Source organism: Amycolatopsis sp. NPDC005003 (assembly GCF_053600695.1).
In genome coordinates this window covers 54,037-71,449 of record NZ_JBSGAI010000009.1, presented here as the reverse complement: position 1 = coordinate 71,449, position 17,413 = coordinate 54,037, and the positions used below count along the sequence as shown (strand labels likewise).

General features: G+C 72.1%; 16 protein-coding genes. 5 read left to right on the top strand and 11 right to left on the bottom strand.

The window, feature by feature from the left end; translation table 11 throughout:
• Positions 1–10: 10 nt before the first annotated feature.
• On the bottom strand, positions 11–433 hold the full coding sequence (locus ACWED2_RS13235; protein ID WP_449690689.1) for a MarR family winged helix-turn-helix transcriptional regulator: 423 nt from the start codon (positions 431–433) through the stop codon (positions 11–13).
• Positions 434–525: 92 nt separating this feature from the next.
• Between ACWED2_RS13235 and ACWED2_RS13230 the strand changes: the two genes are divergently transcribed.
• The 5 genes from ACWED2_RS13230 to ACWED2_RS13210 all read left to right on the top strand — a co-directional run bounded on the left by ACWED2_RS13230 (position 526) and on the right by ACWED2_RS13210 (position 4,685).
• Positions 526–1,314: an alpha/beta fold hydrolase gene (locus tag ACWED2_RS13230; protein WP_449690688.1), complete on the top strand. Its 789-nt coding sequence runs from the start codon at positions 526–528 to the stop codon at positions 1,312–1,314.
• A gap of 17 nt (positions 1,315–1,331) precedes the next feature.
• A complete protein-coding gene (locus ACWED2_RS13225; RefSeq protein ID WP_449690687.1) occupies positions 1,332–2,087 on the top strand; it encodes an MBL fold metallo-hydrolase in 756 nt (251 codons plus the stop codon).
• 514 nt (positions 2,088–2,601) lie between these two features.
• Complete coding sequence (locus ACWED2_RS13220; RefSeq protein ID WP_449690686.1) at positions 2,602–3,279, top strand: sensor histidine kinase; 678 nt, start codon at positions 2,602–2,604, stop codon at positions 3,277–3,279.
• Between the two features lie 4 nt (positions 3,280–3,283).
• The gene (locus ACWED2_RS13215; protein WP_449690685.1) at positions 3,284–3,934 is read left to right on the top strand and encodes a response regulator; all 651 of its coding nucleotides are present in this window, start codon (positions 3,284–3,286) and stop codon (positions 3,932–3,934) included.
• Between the two features lie 124 nt (positions 3,935–4,058).
• Positions 4,059–4,685: a response regulator transcription factor gene (locus ACWED2_RS13210; protein ID WP_449690684.1), complete on the top strand. Its 627-nt coding sequence runs from the start codon at positions 4,059–4,061 to the stop codon at positions 4,683–4,685.
• Between the two features lie 7 nt (positions 4,686–4,692).
• Here ACWED2_RS13210 and ACWED2_RS13205 read toward each other — a convergent pair whose 3' ends face one another.
• The 10 genes from ACWED2_RS13205 to ACWED2_RS13160 form a co-directional block, all read right to left on the bottom strand.
• Positions 4,693–6,024 (bottom strand): COG1470 family protein, encoded by a 1,332-nt coding sequence (locus ACWED2_RS13205; protein ID WP_449690683.1) that lies wholly within the window; start codon positions 6,022–6,024, stop codon positions 4,693–4,695.
• Between the two features lie 101 nt (positions 6,025–6,125).
• The gene (locus ACWED2_RS13200) at positions 6,126–10,148 is read right to left on the bottom strand and encodes a VWA domain-containing protein (protein WP_449690682.1); all 4,023 of its coding nucleotides are present in this window, start codon (positions 10,146–10,148) and stop codon (positions 6,126–6,128) included.
• A 29-nt stretch (positions 10,149–10,177) separates the two neighbouring features.
• Positions 10,178–11,164 (bottom strand): zinc ribbon domain-containing protein, encoded by a 987-nt coding sequence (locus ACWED2_RS13195; protein ID WP_449690681.1) that lies wholly within the window; start codon positions 11,162–11,164, stop codon positions 10,178–10,180.
• Positions 11,165–11,167: 3 nt separating this feature from the next.
• Positions 11,168–11,707: a phage tail protein gene (locus tag ACWED2_RS13190; protein ID WP_449690680.1), complete on the bottom strand. Its 540-nt coding sequence runs from the start codon at positions 11,705–11,707 to the stop codon at positions 11,168–11,170.
• Positions 11,704–13,665, bottom strand: coding sequence for a putative baseplate assembly protein (locus ACWED2_RS13185; RefSeq protein WP_449690679.1), 1,962 nt, complete (start codon positions 13,663–13,665; stop codon positions 11,704–11,706). Before ACWED2_RS13185 ends, ACWED2_RS13190 begins: the two co-directional genes overlap by 4 nt.
• Positions 13,665–14,075: a GPW/gp25 family protein gene (locus ACWED2_RS13180; RefSeq protein ID WP_449690678.1), complete on the bottom strand. Its 411-nt coding sequence runs from the start codon at positions 14,073–14,075 to the stop codon at positions 13,665–13,667. The genes ACWED2_RS13185 and ACWED2_RS13180 overlap by 1 nt, the downstream gene beginning before the upstream one ends.
• Position 14,076: 1 nt before the next feature.
• A complete protein-coding gene (locus ACWED2_RS13175; RefSeq protein ID WP_003098529.1) occupies positions 14,077–14,358 on the bottom strand; it encodes a PAAR domain-containing protein in 282 nt (93 codons plus the stop codon).
• A 13-nt stretch (positions 14,359–14,371) separates the two neighbouring features.
• On the bottom strand, positions 14,372–16,195 hold the full coding sequence (locus tag ACWED2_RS13170; RefSeq protein WP_449690677.1) for a VgrG-related protein: 1,824 nt from the start codon (positions 16,193–16,195) through the stop codon (positions 14,372–14,374).
• Positions 16,188–16,952, bottom strand: coding sequence for a CIS tube protein (locus tag ACWED2_RS13165; protein ID WP_449690676.1), 765 nt, complete (start codon positions 16,950–16,952; stop codon positions 16,188–16,190). The genes ACWED2_RS13170 and ACWED2_RS13165 overlap by 8 nt, the downstream gene beginning before the upstream one ends.
• Before the next feature lie 3 nt (positions 16,953–16,955).
• Entirely contained in the window at positions 16,956–17,402 is a 447-nt protein-coding gene (locus ACWED2_RS13160; RefSeq protein WP_003098522.1) for a phage tail protein, read from the bottom strand.
• Between the last annotated feature and the right edge of the window lie 11 nt (positions 17,403–17,413).

Sequence of the window (17,413 nt, the reverse complement as noted above, 5' to 3'; positions counted from 1 at the left end):
GTTATACACCCTACGCGGTCGGGTCCGGCCCCAGTGCGATGTCCAGCAGCTCGCCCAGCTGGTCGAGCTGGGTCTCCGACAGATCGTGGAAGGACGACTCGACGACGCCGTCGACGAGGTCCTGGCCCTCGGCGCGCAGCCGCGCGCCTTCCTCCGTCAGCTTGTGCCGCACCGCCCGGCCGGGTCCGGGAACGCGTTCGATGAGCCCGCGTTCCGCCATGCGGGTGGCCAGCGAGCCGAAGGACTGGTCGGTTTGGAATGTCAGCACGGCCAGCTCGTGCAGCGAGGCGTCGGGACGGCGGTGCAGGTGGCGCAGGGTGTCCCACTGCACCAGCGAAAGCCCCAGCGGCGCCAGTGCCCGGCTCAGTGCCCGGTGGTGGCGGTGCTGCAGGCGCTTGACGGCCAAGGAGACGTCGCCGGGGCGGTACTTCATGGTCTCACCCTATCCCATCGAGGTCAGGTTGCTTATCTAAACAACCTTATATAAGGTTCCTTAGGTACACACCCCGAGACCGAGAAGGACTCATGGCGACTCTCCCCCCGGCCGGCTCGCTCCGGCCCACCCGCACCGAAACCCGCACCTTCGGCCCGGCCGAAGTGACGTTCCAGGACCGCGACCGCACCCGGCCCTTCCTGCTGCTGCACGGCGGTGGTGGCGTCGCGACGATGACCGGGTTCGCCGACCTGCTCGCCGAACGCACCCACTCCCGGGTGCTGCTGCCCACCCACCCCGGCTTCGCCGGCACCCCGAAGGCCGAGAGCCTCACCGGCGTGACCGAGCTGGCCCGGCTGTACGTCGGACTGCTGGAGGAGCTCGAACTCACCGACGTCACGGTGATCGGCAACTCCTTCGGCGGGTGGCTGGCCGCCGAGATCGCGCTGCAGAAGAGCCCGCGCGTCAGCGGCGCGGTGATCGTGGACGGCATCGGCATCGAGGTCGAAGGACACCCGCTGACCGACATCAGCGGCATGTCCCTCACCGAGATCCGGCAACTGTCCTTTCACGACCCGAGCCGGGCTCCGGCGCCGCCGGCGGGCGGGGGCACCGGGCCGAGCCCGGACGTGCGCGCCCTGATCGGCTACACCGGTCCGGCGATGGCCGACCCGGAGCTCGCCGGGCGGCTCGGCGGGATCGACATCCCCGTCCACGTCGTCTGGGGCGAGAGCGACGGCATCGCCGGACCTGAGTACGGCAAGGCCTACGCGGCCGCGATCCCGCTGTCGACGTTCACCCTGCTCCCCCACACCGGCCACCTGCCGCAGGTCGAGACGCCCGAGGAACTGCTCGGCGCCCTGCTCGACCTCGGCCACTGAACCCTGGGAGGAAATGCATGCGCACCCCGTTGAGCGTGACCCGGATCGGGCACGCCTGCCAGCTGATCGAGATCGGCGGGCTCCGGGTCCTGACCGACCCGTGGTTCACCCAGGCCGCGACCTACTACCAGGGCGAGCCGGTCGCCTCGACCGTCGCCGCGCTGGGCCGGGTCGACGCGCTCGTGGTCAGCCACGAGCACTACGACCACTGCGACCTCGACGGCCTCGTCGCCGGCGGCTTCGACCTCGGCACCCCGCTGATCGGGCCCGGCACGGTGGCGGCCATCGCGCGGGACAAGGGCTTCCGGGACGTCCGCGTCGTCGAGGCGTGGGACGCCGCGACGGTCGGCGACCTCACGGTGACGGCGACGCCGGGCAAACACGGCGTCCACGAAGTCACGTTCGTCATCCAGGCCGGCGGCCGCACGGTGTTCTTCGGCGGCGACTCCCTGCGGGTCCCGGAGCTCGACACGATCCCGGACCGGTTCGGCCCCGTGGACCTGGCCATCCTGCCGACGAACGGCCTCTGCATCCGGCCGTTGCACCTGGAGCAGGTGGTGATGGACGCCGAAGAGGCCGCCGGCCTGACCGCGGCGCTGAAGCCGGCGCTGGCCGTCCCGCACCACTACGCCTTCCACAGCGGCCGGCTGGGCGACCGGATGATCACCAAGGGCGACCGCGACCCACGCCACTACACCGAAGCGGTGGCGCGGATCGCCCCGGAGATCCCCGTCCGGCTGGCGCTGCCCGGGACGCCGGTCGTGGTTCCGTGAGCGCCGGCGAGCGGCGGCTCATGCCCGAGGCCGGCGAGCGGCCGGTGGTCGGTGTCGTCCCTCACCGCTCGAATGGCCGTTTCCCCGCCCACTGACGCCATTCCCATATCGATCGGAGGAACGAAAAGAATCGGCGCAACCACCGTTCGGCCACTTGCCGCCGTCGTTCTGCTCCATCCGCCCGTGCGACTTCCCGAAAGTGCAGCGCCCCGGCTTTGTCGAATTTCCACCGGTTCACCGGGCAGTTCATGAATCGTTTTTAGCAGCCCGGACCCGCTGAGCCGAACGGATCATTGCCCCGACCTGCAGCGTTACGAGCGTTTCCGCATCGGGACCATTCCGTGACCTGCGGCGGCGGCTCCGGCTGAAACGCCGGGGCAACATCCGGCGATTAGTACAGCGGGTGACCATCCCGCTACGCGAAACGGAGCAGCCGGCTGGGCTACCCGCACGAGAGCTGGTACCCCCGGTTCGCCCTGGGGGGTCCAGACCATTTCTGGCGGACGGGGAGAAGATGCGCCGGACATTCGTCGTCGCCGACTGCGGTCGTCCCGCGGGGTACGAAGACCGGCTGAAACGGGTGCTCCACGATCTGCACGACGGGCTCGGGCCGACGCTCACCGCCGCCGTGCTCGGCCTGCGCGCCGCCCGGGACCTGATCGCGCGGGACCGGGCGGGCACCGAGCACCTGCTGGCCCGGCTCGAGGAAGAGCTCTACGGCGCGATCACCGACCTGCGGCGGATCGTCGCCGACGCGCGGCCGCCGGCCCTCGACGAGGCCGGGCTGGTCCTGGCCGTGCGCCGGTACGCCGCCACGCTCACCGGCCGGGTGCCCGCCGAGCACGGGCCGCTGCGGGTCGGGGTCGAGGTGCGCGGCGAACTGCCGCCGCTGTCGGCGGAGGTGGAGGTCACCGCCTACCGGATCATCCGCGAGGCGCTGGTCAACGTCGCCCGCCACTCCGGGGCCCGGGAGTGCACCGTGCACCTCTGGCCGCGGGACGGCGATCTGCACGTGGAGATCGTCGACGACGGCGTGGGCACCGACGGCGGCGCCTTGCCGGCGGTCGGCGGCACGGGGCTGCGGTCGATGCGGGAACGCGCCGGCGACCTCGGCGGCGGCTGCCGGGTGGAGCCGGTTTCCTCCGGGGGCACGCGGATCGCCGCCTGGCTGCCGCTCGCCGCGGGGAAGTGAGGCGGTGTTCGGTTCTCTGCGCGTCCTCGTGGTCGACGACCACCCCGTCTTCCGCGCGGCGCTCTGCGCGATGCTCGACGCCACCGACGGGATGGAGGTCGCCGGCGAGGCCGCCGACGGCCTGACCGCGGTCGCCGACGCGGGCCGGCTCGAGCCCGACGTCATCCTGATGGACCTCAACCTCCCGGACCTCGACGGCGTCGAAGCGACGCGGCGGATCGTCAGCGCGAGCCCGCACACCGGCGTGCTCATGCTGACGATGTTCGAGAACGAAGCCGCGGTGTTCGCCGCCATGCGCGCGGGGGCCCGCGGCTACCTGCTCAAGGGCGCGCGCAACGAGCAGATCATCCGCGCGGTCCGGGTGATCGGCGACGGCGAGGCGATCTTCAGCCCGGCCATCGCCACCCGGGTGCTGTCGCTGCTGGGGACGGCGACTCCGCGTGACGAGTCGTTCCCGCGGCTCACCCTGCGGGAGCAGGAGATCCTGCGGCTGGTCGCACAGGGCAAGGGCAACGCCTCGATCGCCGAGGAGCTGGTGCTGAGCCAGAAAACCGTGCGCAACCACGTGTCCCACATCTTCCGCAAGCTCCGCGTCACCGATCGGACCCAGGCCATCGCGAAGGCCAAGGAGGCCGGCATTGCCCGAACGGAGTAAGGAAACCCGATCGGAGTAAGGAAAGCGGGACCAATCGGGACGCCATGTCCCTGTTCGGCGAGCGTCCGCGCCACGATCCTTGGGGGTGGAGCGATCCGACGTCGTTCGAGGGAGGGCCTCACCCATGATCACCGACCAGGTTCCGGTGCTGCTGCACGCCACCGACACCATCACCCACGCGGGCGTCACGGCCGCGCTGCGGTCACGTCCCGAAATCCGCTTCGCCGACGAGAACTCCGACGAGCCCGCCGTGGTGCTGGTGATCGTGGAGCGGCTGAACGCCGAGGCCCGGCAGCTGCTGCGCAGCCTGCAGTGCGCCGGTCACGCGGGCGTCGTCCTGGTCGCCGGGGAGGTGGAGGACTCGGAACTGCTGGACGTCGTCGGCAACGGCGTCTCGGCGATCATCCGCCGCGCCGACGCCACCCCGGACACCCTGGTGCGGCTGGTGAAGGCCGCGGCCGTCGGCGAAGGGGCGCTGCCGCCCGACCTGCTGGGCCGCCTGCTGTCGCGGGTGTCCCGGCTGCAGCGGGACGTGCTGCGCCCGAACGGCTGGGACCTCGCCGGGATGTCCCAGCGGGAAACCCGGGTGCTGCGGCTCGTGGCCGACGGCTTCGAGACCAAGGAGATCGCCGACCAGCTGAGCTACTCGGAGCGGACGGTGAAGTCGATCCTGCACGACATCACCAACCGCTTCCAGCTCCGCAACCGCGCCCACGCCGTGGCGTTCGCCATGCGCGAAGGGCTGATCTAGCACCCGCTCACTCGACCCGGCCGGAGAAGGAGACCGACGGGGTGCAGCGGCCCCGGTCCCCCGGGTTCTGGCAGCTGACCGCGAGCACGATCTTCTCCCCCGGCTGGAACCGCCAGGCCTGCAGCCAGTGGTGGTCGAGATCGCGGAAGTTCGAGAGGCCGACCTCCAGCAGAACCGTCTTGGTGCCGCCGGAATCCCGCAGCAGACGCAGGGTTCCGGTGTCACCGCGCGGGTTCTGCAGGATCAGGTCGGTGATCACCAGCGTCTTGGACTCGTCCGGCAGGGTGTAGGGGAACTCGGTGAACTTGTTGACGTTGGCGTCGATCTTCGCGTCCGCGGCCACCCGGAAGTCCGTCGGTGTCCCGTCGGCGGCGGCGTTCGACACGCGGGTGGGCGGCGTCCCGGGACCGGGGCCGGTGCCGGGGGTGGCGGAGGGGTCGCCCGGCGGTGTCAGGCCGACGGCCTTCATCGCCTGTTCCGAGTTCTGCTTGGCCTGGTCGGCGTTCTTCTTCGCCTGATCGGCACCGGCGCCGGCGTCCTGCGCCGCCTTCACGATCTCGTGGTTCTGCTCCTGGGCGGCCTCGCGGGCGGCCGACTTGACCGCCGGCCGCAGCACGGTGAACCACAGCGTCGCCAGGGCGAGCAGGGCGACGAGCAGCGCGATGAGCGCGGGCAGCAGCCACTTCGGCAGCAACTGCCGCTGCACCATGGTGCCTTCGGTCTTGAGCGGCTCGCCCCCGTCGGCGACGACGAACACCTGGAAGCGGTGCCGGATCGGCTGCCCACGCAGGAAGCGTTTCCGCGGCTTGGCGCGCATCCGGATGAACGCGGCGGTGCCCGGGGCCAGTTCGGCGCGGTCGCGCTCGAGCCGGAAGTCCAGCTCGTCCTCGGGGTCCAGCGGGCTCAGCTCGACCGCCACCGGCCGGTTGCCGCGGTTGTCGACGGCGACCTCGAAGTCGGCCTTGGAGCTGCCTTCCACCTTGGCCGGCACGATTTCGGCGGTCACCTCGGTGAAGGCGCCGAGCTCGACAGTGCCCTCCTCGACGACCGAGCCGGCCGGGTCCTCGCTCGAGAACACCCGGACCCCGAAGGGGATCGTCCCCGACGGCACGTCGGAGGACCGCGGCGGCGCGAACCGCACGGTGACCGTCCCGGTCTCCCCCGGCATCAGGTTGACCGTCGCCGGTTCCGCGGTGGCCCAGCCACTCGCGTCGCCGACCACGTCGACCGTGAACTGGTCGACGACCTGCCCGGCGTTCCGGATGGTCACCGTGCAGCTCGTCTCCTGGCCGGGTTCCGCGACCAGGCCGGCCTCGGACAGCGTCGCCGTTGCTCCCATGCGCGGAAGTCTCCCTTTTGTGTTGCGGGTCCGGCACCAGCGGACGGGTGTGCGGCCGTGCGCCGGTGGTTGCCCCTACGGGCAGCGGGTTCGGGTGCGGCTCAGCCGCGGCTGATGAACGGGGGTTGCTCCGTGCGCAGGACCACGAGGATCGGGTTCGACGGCACGGTCCCGAACTTCGGCCCGCTCGCCGAGGCCACCGACACCGTCCGCGGCCCGATCAGGTCGTGGTGGAAGACCAGGAACTGCGCCTCGAACTTCCCGTCGACCCCCACCGTGGTCAGGCCCGGTGTCTCGGAGATCCCGGCCGACCAGCCCAGCCGGACGGTCGCACCCGGCGGGAAGTCCGTGCCCGTCACGCGTGCGACGGAGCCCAGCGGGGCGATGCCCGGGTCCACGGTCACCACCGGCTGGCGGATCACCACCCGGGCACTGGCGGTGTTGTCGGCCGGGTTGTTGTCGGGCCCGCTCGTGCTGACCGTGCCCGCCACCGGTGCGTCCGCCGCGGCCTTGGCCGCCAGGGCGATCCGGACTTCGACGGTCTGGCCGGGTGCCAGCGTCCCGAGCGCGCAGCTCCCGCCGCCCGGCGTGCACGCGAGCGGCACGGCGGTCGCGGGCAGCTGCGGCGGCAGCTGGGTGACCAGGCGGACGTCCGGCATCGGCGCCCCGGAACCGTTGTGCACCAGGAAGGTCAGCACGACGTCGTCGCCGCCGACGAACAGCGGGACCGCCGACACCGCCAGCCCCACCGACAGCGACCCCGGGGTGACCGGCGGCACCGGCTTCTCGCCGACGGTGACCACGGCCGTGGCGGAGTTGTCCCGCGCGTCGGCGTCCAGGCCGGCCGTGGTGACCGTGCCGGTCGCGGCCTGTGCCCCGGGTTCGGCGCCGGTGACGCTGAACCGCACCCGTGCCTGCGAACCCGGCGCGAGCGTGCCGAAGGTGCAGACGAGGTCGGGCGTGCAGGTGCCCACGCTGGTGATCGGTGCCTGCGGCTGTTGCAGGCCGGCGGTCAGCCGGACGAACAGCCCGGCCCCGGGCGACGCCGTCGCGCCGTGGTTGGTCACCACGAACTCGAACGTCGTGAGGCCGCCGAACGGGATGGTGGCCGGGACGGCCGTGGCGGTGACGCCGACGTCGGCGATCCGCTGGAACGCCGGCTGCGACGCCCCGCCCGGACCGGAGATCAGCGGCGTCGAGGGTCCCCCGGCGGCCGGCACGGTCCGGATGGCCGGCCGGGATTCGACGGGCGCGCTGTCGAAGGCGACCAGCGTGCCGTCCGGCGACCAGGCCGGGTCGTCCACGGATCCGGTGTCCTGCACCAGGATCCGCGCGCGCCCGCCGTCCGATGGCGCCACGCAGAGCTGACGGTGGTCGTTCTGGAACACCAGCGCCGTGCCGTCCGGCGAGACGTCCGCCGAGCCCTGCCGCCCGGTGCCGCACGGATCCCCGAACGACGGCGAGAGATCCCGCTGCGTGCCGGCGGTGACGCGGTCCGGCGTCACGGCGAGCGAAACCTGCCACAGCTCCTGCCGGAATTCCCCGCCGGGGTCGACGGAGATCACCGCGGTCTCGGTGGCCGTGCCGCCCCGCCCGGTCGCCGTGCAGGTCACGGTGGTGGCCCCGACCGGGAAGAGGCTGCCGGACGACGGCGTGCAGAACACCGTGAGCGGCGTTTCGCGGTCGGCGTCGATCGCGGTCGCGGGGTATTCGACGACCGTGGGCGCGGTCCCGGTGACCGTCTTGTCGTGCACGGTGATCAGCGGCAGCCGCGGGTCCTTGACCCGGATGGTGACGTCCTCGGTGTAGCCGGCCCGGACGAAGTTCTCCCCGTCGATCCGGAACTCCACCCGGCAGTGGAGGAACGCCCCGAGGGGCGCGTCCGCCGCGACCGCCGCGAATTCGGTGAAGTTCGCGTTCGTGCCGCCCGGCACCTGCTGCGTCCCCGCGGGGGTGAACGTCAGCGTCAGCCCCGGGTCGCAGAACGGCACCGGCTGCACCTTCACCTTGAGGTCACCGATCTTCTCGGTGATCACCGTGCTGATGTTGCCCGGATCGGTGCTCGCGATGACGCCGTCGGTCCCGGTCACCACCTGGGTCGCCTGGCCGGTGGAGTCGAGGCCACCACCGCCGCCCGCGGCCGACACCGCGACCACCCGGATGCCCTGCGCCTTGAGGTGCTCGATCGCCTGGGCGATCGTCACGCCCTGGTCGGGGTGCTGCGGAACGCCGCTCGGGTCGTGACTCGGGGCGTCGCCGACCAGCACGACGATCCGGCTGCTGTCCGGCCGGAAGGTCACCGCTCCGATGGCGACCCGGTCGAGGGCGTAGATCCAGTCCTCCGGCGTGTCGATCCCGCCGCCGGGGGTGATCCTCCCGAAGGCGTCGACGACATCGGTCTGGTTTTTCGTGAGGTCCTGCTGCACCTGGAACAGGCGGCCGTTCGGGTTGTGCTCGTCGGCGACGTCGTCGCGGTCGCCGAACGCCACGGCGGCGTACTGGGCTTCCGGCTGCGCCGTGGTGAGGTTGGTCATGACCTGGGTCAGGTTGTCCTGCATGTTCTTCAGGGCGGTGCCCATCGAGCCGGTCTGGTCCATCAGCAGCACGATGTCCGGCTTGGCCGGCACCTTGTCCGTCGGCACGGTCTTGTCGATCGCCGCCGAGGAGCCCTGCCCGACCGGGATGTCGACCACCGTGGGCTGCACCCGGCCCGGCGGAGGCGGCGCGACCCGTGAGGCCGCCCGGGTCAGGGTGATCTTCGTGCCGTCGGCCGACCACACGGGCTGGGAGTCGTCACCGCGCAGGTTCGGCGGGATGGGGATGTCTCCGAGGATCCGGCCGTCCGCGACGCGGGCGATCCGCACGAAGTCCCGGCTGCTCTCGCCCTCGATCACCGTGTTCGTGAACGCGATCATCGTGGCGTCCGGCGACCAGGCCGGGTGCTGCTCGTGCTTGGTCCGGTCCACCCGGCCGGTGAGCGGGCGGGGTGCGCTGCCGTCGGCGTTCGCCACGACGACCTCGGTCGCCGACGACGACCCGCGGGGACCGGCCTGGGTGTAGGCCAGCTGGGAGCCGTCGGCGGAGAACGCGGGGTCGAACTCGTCGGCGCCCGGCCGGTTCGTGATGTCCCGGCGGTCGCCGCCGGTCGCGTCGGAGCTCCAGATGTCGGTGGTCTCGCCGGCGTCCAGTTCGGTGAACACCGGACGGCCGTCGGCGCGGAACGTCGGCTCGGTCTCGCCGACGTCCCTCCGCGCCGAGATGACCGACACCGTGGTGCCCTCGATCTGCTTGACGTCACCGAGCGGGTCCTGCGCCCGGGTCGTGAAGGCCAGCCGGGAGCCGTCGCGCGACCACGCCGGCTCGGAGGAGTCCCCGGGGTCGGGGATCGCGCGGGTGACCGCGCCCCCGGTTTCGGCGACCAGCGCCACGTCGCCGGCCGGGTGGAACCGGGTCGTGGTGAACGCGATCCGCCCCTGGCCCCACGCGGGCTGCGTGTCGGCGGCCGGGTCGGCGGTCAGCCGCGCCGGCGCGCCGCCGGCGACCGGGACGGTGTAGATGTCGCCGGCCGGGTCGTCGCGGGTGCTGCTGAACGCCAGGCGGGTGCCGTCGGGCGACCAGCTCGGCGAGTCGTCGGTGGCCGGACCCGACGTCACCTGGCGGAGGCCCTGGCCGTTCACGCCGATCACGAAGAGCTTCCGGCTGCCGGTGCGTTCGGAGGCGAACGCGACCGTCTGCCCGTCCGGCGACAACGCCGGGTGGAGGTCGACGGCGTCGTCGTTCGTCAGCTGCACCGGCGCCTTGGCCTCGTCGCCGAGGTGGAACAGCTCGCCGTCGCGCTCGGCGCCGCCGGCCGCCGCGGCGCGGTGGCTCACCCACACGATGCCGCCGGTGCCCGCGGACGCGTCGGAGTCGACGCCGCCCACCGCGGCCGGCAGCGCGGGCCGCACGCCTTCCGCGTTCGCCTGGTACAGGCCGGTGGTGTCCTGGCTGACGTACCCGACGCGGTACGGCGAGGCCACCGGTACCGGCGCCTGCGCCTCGGTCGGCGAGAGCGCACCGGTGATCGCCCAGCCGCCGAGCAACGCGACGACCGCGATGCCCGCCACCGCTCGGTTCGCGCGCATGGTCGGTTCCTCCCCAAAAGCTTTGTGGATCAGCCGGCTTCGAACAGTTCGATCTCGGAGATCGCGACGTCCGTGCCCTTGAGCGAGCGGTACAGCCCGGTCACGTGCAGCTCGACGCTCGTGGCGCCTTCGCTGTTCTCGATCGTGACTTCCTGGTTGTCCGGCGTGTCCGCCAGCACCACGTCGTAGGTCTTGCCGGTGGAGAACACCAGGTGCAGCTTCTGCGGCCGGTGCGCGGACGCGAAGTTCGCCGCGTCACCGGAGTACACGATCGCCTTCCGCAGGTCCGCCGGGTGGTCGAAGGTGAACACCAGCGTCTGTTCCTTGTCACCGGGCGCCGCCCAGAACGTGTTCTTGGCGTTGTCGGAGACCAGCGGTGCCGCATGCCCGTCGGTCTGCGCGGTCGCGGTCACCTTGATCGGGTGGATCGGGTTGAGCTTGGCCTCGAAGACGCCGGTCACCTGGCTCCACAGCCCGACCGCCGCGGTGTTGATCGCGCTGCGGAAGGGCTGGTAGAGCGCGTAGATCAGGGCCGAGAAGATCAGCGTGACCGCGACGGCCCGGCGGATCACCTTGCCCACGGTCCGGCGCGCGGCCCCGGCCCGGCCGGTCCGGCGGCGGACGCCGTCCTTGCCCGGCCGCGCCCCCGCCTTGTGCTCCTTCGGCTTGCGGCCGAACAGCCGCCGCCACCACGACGTCTTGACGACCTCGGACTCGGCCAGCGACGCGCCGCAGCGGCTGCAGAAGTTGCGGGTCGGCGCGTTGCCCTTGCCGCAGCGGCCGCAGATCAGGTCGCCGGGGTTGAGGACGTCCTCCGCGACGGTCTGCTGCACCGGCTGCCGGATCGGGGCGATCGGCTCGGCGGGCTGCACGACCTGGTGCTGCTGTTGCTGCACCACCGGCTGCGACCGCACCGCGACCGGGCCGTCGTCGTCCCACTTGAGGTAGCGGCCGCATTCGCCGCAGAACTCCACGTCGGCGGGCCCCTGGTGCCCGCACTCCGCGTAGATGACCATCCGCTAGCCCTCCACCACTTCCACCGCGACCCGCACGTGGGCGGGCACCGCTTCCACGACCGCCGCCGTCAGCCGGCGCACGTCGACCTGGGCCGGGTCCGGCACCCGCACGCGCACCTGCACCCACGGCGGTCCCGGGTCGGGCAGCGGCGCGCCCGGCTGCGGGTCGGCCACGACCCCGCCGCTGTCGGTCACCTCGACCACGCCACCGGTCAGCAGCCGCACGTGTTCAGTGAGGCCGCGCCGCGTACCGCGCCACCGGTGCAGCTCGACCGAGCGCGTCACCAGCTGCCGCAGCTGCTCCGGGCCCCAGCTCTCGTCCACGCGCAACGCGACCCAGTGGGCCAGCCAGCCGAGGAAGTCGGCGGGCGCCACACCCGGGTCGAGGTAGCCCGGCAGGTTGTCCAAAGTGGAGATCACCGGGGCGAGGACCTCGTCGAGCGCGCCGGTGAAGCCCTGCACGAACCGGTCCTCCGCGTACACCGCGGGCAGCTGCTCGCCGATCGGGTGCGGGCTCGGCAGCCCCGGGATCCCCGCCCTCATGCGCCCGCCTCCCGGACCCGGACCTGGTGCCCGAACGAGAACGCGAGCGCGTTGGGCGGCAGGTCGAGCCGGTCGACCTGCTCGCCGCGTTCCCGGGTGATCGGGTTGGCGGCGAACAGGCGCACGTCCTCCACCAGCTCGACGCCGGGAAGCCGTTGCAGCACCGCGAACACCTCGCCCGACTGCACCGGGCGGCCGAAGGGCCAGCCGTCGCCGTCCGGGCCGCCGCTGATCGGGTTGAAGTAGTCGTACAGCGCCTGGCTCGCCCGGGCGCCCAGGGTGCCCGCCGTCGTCCGGCGCCGGGCGCGCAGCCGGGCGACCACCGTGACCCCTTGGTAGAAGGGCGGTTCCACCGACACGAGCGCGCCCACGCAGCGTCGTTCGCCGAGGTAGCGCTCGATCCGGCCGCGCATGCCGGCTTCGAGCATCAGGGTCGCGAAGGCGAGTTCGCCGGTGTCGGGCACCGCCGGCACGACGAGGACGCGGATCGCGCCGGTCTCGCGGCCGTCCGGGCCGTGCGCCGGGATGCACCGCACCCGGGCCGCTTCCGGCGCCGCTTCGCGGGCGAGCTGCTCGTAGTCCTCGGCGGTGACCGCGCGGTCGCGGGTGCGCAGCAGCAGCGGGCCGCGGACCGCCGCGTCCTGCACCGACTCGCCGTCCACCCCGCCGATCGCGGGACGGCGGTTCACCACGCTGCTGACGAACGGGATCGGGTCCCGCTGCACTTCGAGCACCTCGCGGGCGACGTTGCCCCGCCGCCCGCCCCCGGACCGGTACTCGGGCACCCGGATCGCGGCGGACTTGGGCGGGAAGGCCCCGTAGAACCGGAGACCGCCCTCGGGCTGGCGCACCGCAGGCCCGAACTCGACCTGCCCGCCGACGCGGTCGAGCATGACGTGCCGGTCTTCCGGGCCGGAGTCGGCGAAGGAGCGGACCTCCGTCCACTGCTGCCAGCCGTCCGGGCCCGAGACCTCGACGACCAGTTCGCCCTCCCCGACGACGACCGGGGGCCGGCCGAGCGGGAACCGCTGGCCGGGCGTGCCGTCGGAGGTCCCGACGATCTCGTTGCGGACGATTTCGGCGTGCACGGCGGCGACCGTGCCGCCGATGGTCGAGGCTTCGACCGTGTGCAGCCGCGGCGAACGCTGGTAGAACGGCTGGTTCTGCCTGGCCTCGACCAGGCGGCAGCGCAGCCAGCCGGCCCGCTGCCGCGCGAGCACCGACATCGTGTGCCCGTGCGGGACGTGCACCACGATGTCGCCGGCCCGGTTGAACGCGCCGGTGCTGTCCCGGTCGACCTCGCACGCCGCCCAGCCGGTGCCGTCCCAGGCCTCCCACAGCCACGGCGGGTCGCGGGGGTCCACGCCCTGGCCTTCGACCTCGCAGTTCATCCGCAGCAGGACCGCGCAGCCGGGCACGGCGTCCGACAGTCCGAAGAGGACGGCGTCGCCGGGGGCCGGCGTTTCGGAGAAGGCCGCCGGGCCGCCGCCGACGAGCAGTTCGTCGGTGCGGTCGACCGGGGGCAGGCCGGTGTCGGCCGTGCTGGTCGCCAGGTGCGCGAGCGAGCACGGCACGATGTTCAGGGTGCGTTCCACGGTGAAGACCACCGGGTCCTCGACCTCGTTGCGCACGCTCGCGACCTGCTTGCCGGCCGCGACGACCACCGGGACGTCGCGGGCGGCCGAGAGCCAGAACGTCACGTCGGTCCGCGCCGCGGCGGGCGGGAACAGCCGGACGCCGATCAGGTCGAGGAAGCGCAGGTAGTGCAGGTCGGGCACCCGGTTGAGCCGGTAGAGCAGCTGGTCGACCATCTGCGCGAACGTCTCGATCAGCGTGACCCCGGGGTCGGAGACGTTGTGGTCGGTCCACTCCGGGCAGTTGCGCTGGACCAGGTACTTGGCTTCGTCGACGAGGTCCTGGAACCGGCGGTCGTCGAGGTTGGGCATCGGCAGGGTCATCACGCACCGTCCTCGCCCGAGTCGTGCGGCGGGATGACGTAGAAGGGGAACACGAGGTTGCGCGGGTCGTTGGTGCCGCGCAGGCGGTAGCGGATGTCGATCAGGAGCGTGCCGCGGTCGGCCTCGTCGAAGCTGACGACGACGTCGTCGAGGGTGATCCGCGGCTCCCAGCGCTCCAGCGAGATCCGGACCTCGTAGGCGATCTGCCCGGCGGTCGCCGCGTCGGCGGGCGCGAACACGAGGTCGTGCACCGCGCAGCCGAACTCGGGGCGCATCGGGCGTTCGCCGGGCGAGGTCGCCAGGATCAGCCGGATGCTCTCGACGACCTCGCGCTCGCCGCCGACGAGCGCGATCGAGCCGGTCGCGTCGGTGTGCAGCGGGAACGCCAGCCCGCGGCCGAGGAAATCCATGTCAGCCTCCGATCAGGACGGTCGGGCAGCCCATGACGATCGGCGCGCCGCAGGCGGCCATGTCGCCCATCCGGGCCGCGGGCATGCCGCCGATGAGCACCGTCGGGCAGCCCGGCGGCGCGATCGGCGTCGGCGGGTGCACCGCGGGCGGCGGGAACGAGCACGTGTGCAGCGTCCCGACGTTCGCGGCGGGCATCCCGCCGATCAGCACGGTCGGCACGCCGGGCCCGGCGATGACGCCCGGGTGCCCGGTCGGGTCGCCGACCCTCGCGGCTGGTGGCATGCGCACTCCCCCGTCAGTTGATCTTGACCACGCTGCCGCGCACGGTGACGACACCGCTGGCGGTCAGCTCCGTCTGGCCCTGGCCCGCGACCGAGACGCTCGCGCCCTCGACCTTCACGCCCGCCGTCCCGTTCAGCTTCAGCTGGCTGCTCGCCTCGATGCTGGCGTCGGTCTGGGACTTCACGGACACCTTCTGGCCCTTGAGCTCCAGCGGCCCGCTGCCGGCGTCGATGCTCACGCCGTTCTGCGCCTTGACCGTGACGCTCTTGCCGCTGGTCACCTCGATGACCTGGTTCTTCTGGTCGATCTTGACCACGAACTTCGCGTCGCCCGACGACAGGATGATCCCGTCGTCCTCGGCGAACTCGAGCTTGTGGCCCTTGCGCGAGACGAACCCGCGCACCGCGACCTCGCCGCTGTTGCCGTCGACGACGGGTTTGGTGAACTTCGACGGCGAGGTGTCCTTGCTGTTGTAGAGGCCGCCGAGGACGTAGGGCGCTTCGAAGTCGCCGTGTTCGAAGCCCACCAGGACCTCGTCGCCGACCTCGGGCAGCACCACCGCGCCGCGTTCCTTGCCCGCGCCCGGCTGGACCGTGCGCGCCCAGGTGCTGGTGAACTCCTTGTCCAGCCACGGGAACGTGAGCTTGACCCGGCCGAGCTTCGCCGGGTCCTTCAGGTCGGTCACCTGCGCGGGCACGACGCCCGGCCACGTCGAGCTCTTCGCCCCGCCGGCGACCAGGCCGTAGAGCGAGCGTTCCTGGCGGCCGGACACGGCGAACTCGGTGGTGTAGCCGACCTCGTCGTTGAACAGGTGGCGGGTGCTGGTCAGCGTGTACTTGCCCGAGAAGGGCTGGCCGACGCCGGTGAGCGTGACGGCGGTGCCGGCGCGCAGCTTCGGGTTGCCCTTGGCGACGCCGTCGAGTTCGGTGCAGGCGCTGCCGAACTTCTCGGCCAGTGCCTTCGCGGTCGCGTCCGCCTCGGCCTGGGTGCGCCGGGGCGCGGCGGCGTCGAGGAAGGGCGGGCTGGCGAATTTGCCGGCCAGCGCCACCGGGTCCACCGACGGCACCTCCGTGCCCGCGTTCTTCGGGGTCGCGGTGGCGGTGATCGGCTGCTTGTTCTCGTAGTCCCAGCCGTTGACCCGCACTTCGGGGACCTGCTCGGCTGCGGTGACGCTGGCGCGCAGGCTGACCAGCGTCCCGTGCGCCTCGAGGACGAGCGGGTCGGCGGTGGCCTTGGTGCTGGTCGAGGGCGCGCCGGACGGCTTCTCCGGGAGTTCGAAGTTGAGCTTCCCGTCCCGGACGGCGATCTGCGCGCCGGCCACGTCGGCCAGCCGGGACAGGAACTCCCAGTCGCTGACGTTGTCCTGGCTCAGCTGGGTGTTCGGCCGGCCGCCGAAGCCCTTGACGTTGTCGATCTTGCCGACCTGGATGTTCGCGCGCTGGGCGACCTTGCGCACGACGTCCGCGATCGTCATGTTCGGGTACGCCGCGACCCGGCGGCCGCGGAACAGCCGGTGCGCGTGGTCGTACCCGCGGACCTCGGTGAACGTGCCGTGGGCGTCCAGGTCGATGGCGACCGCGGTGACCTCGCCCGAGAGCAGGTCCTGCGGGGCCTCGGGGTCAGAGGTCTGGACCTTCAGCTTGATCTTCGCCCCGACCTTGAACTTGCCCTTCTCCAGCACGACGGCCCCGGGGTCGCGGAAGCGCAGCACGAAGGTGTCCGGCAGGTTCCGGCTGTCGTCCACGTAGGCGTAGCCGAGCATCACCCGGACGTCGTCGGGCAGCGCGGTGCCTTCGACCTCGACCATGAGGGTGTTCGTGAAGGTCTCGTTAGCCATGGAGCTCCTCCAGCGCGGGCACCAGGAGCCGGGTGCCGGGCCGCAGCCGCATCGGGTCGTCGATGCCGTTGGCGTCGGCGATGTCGCGCCACCGCGCGGCGTCGCCGTAGGCGCGGAACGCCACCGAGGGCAGGGAGTCCCCGGCCACGAGCACGTGCGTGTCCCGGGCGGCGAGCGCGCCGGACGTCGGGTTCTGGCCGCCCAGTTCGCCGGAGATCTCCTCGAGGTTGACCGTGCAGACCGCGCGCACCGGCGTCCCCGACGGCGTGAACAGCGTGTACTTCGCGGTGACGCTGGCGACGTAGGCCGGGAAGCCGGTCATCCCGCCCCACTTGAAGATCACCCACGGCGGTGAGGGCTTCTTGTGCTGGCGGCTGTCCTCGGTGGCCACGCAGCAGGTGAACAGCTGCTCGACCTTCTTGACGACGGCGTCGTTCATCTTGTCGGTGGCGTCGAGGAACATCTCCAGCGCGAGCTTGGCCGGATCGGACCCCTTGAACTGCGGCGGCGCGCTCTTCTTGGCGTTGGGCTGGGCGTCCCGGCCCCATTTGGCGTTCTTGCTCAGCGAGAGTTCCTTGGGGTTGAACTGGAACTCGATGTCGAACATCAGGTCCCCGGGCGGCTGCCCGGTACCGCCCGACTGCGGCGGCTTGTGGACTTTGAGCACCGCGCGCTGCAGGTTGCTGGGCGCGCCGGAACTGTAGGCCGCCGTGGACTGAGAGCCGGCCGAGGTGAAGGTGACGGGCGAGGCGGACACGGGTCAGCCCTTCTTCGCCGGGCTGAGGAAGCCGTGGTGGGCCAGTTCGAGGGTCTCGGTGGCGACCTTCGGCGAGTCGGGCGAGAGCTGCGGCCCGCTCCACCGCACCGGGACGACGCCTTCGAGCGCCCAGCTGGCGATCACCTTGCCTTCGAGGGTGCGCGCCTCGATGGTGGCGGTCTTGCGCTCGATCCCGCTGGCCAGGCTGGCGAACCACTTGGTGATCTGCGAGCTGGCCTCGGTGACCGGGCGCGAGAGCTTGATGTTCGAGTACTTGATGCGGGTCGGCAGCTGCCAGACCATGCCGTTGTTGCCGCCCTCTTCCCGCTGTTCCATGACGAATTCGCAGCCGAGGCCGTCGCAGCTGGAGAACGCGCCGAGGTTGCCGAGGTTCTTGTCGTCCAGCTTGACGACGTAGCACACGGCAACGGCCTCTTCGGTGTCCGGCATCGGCTCCTCCT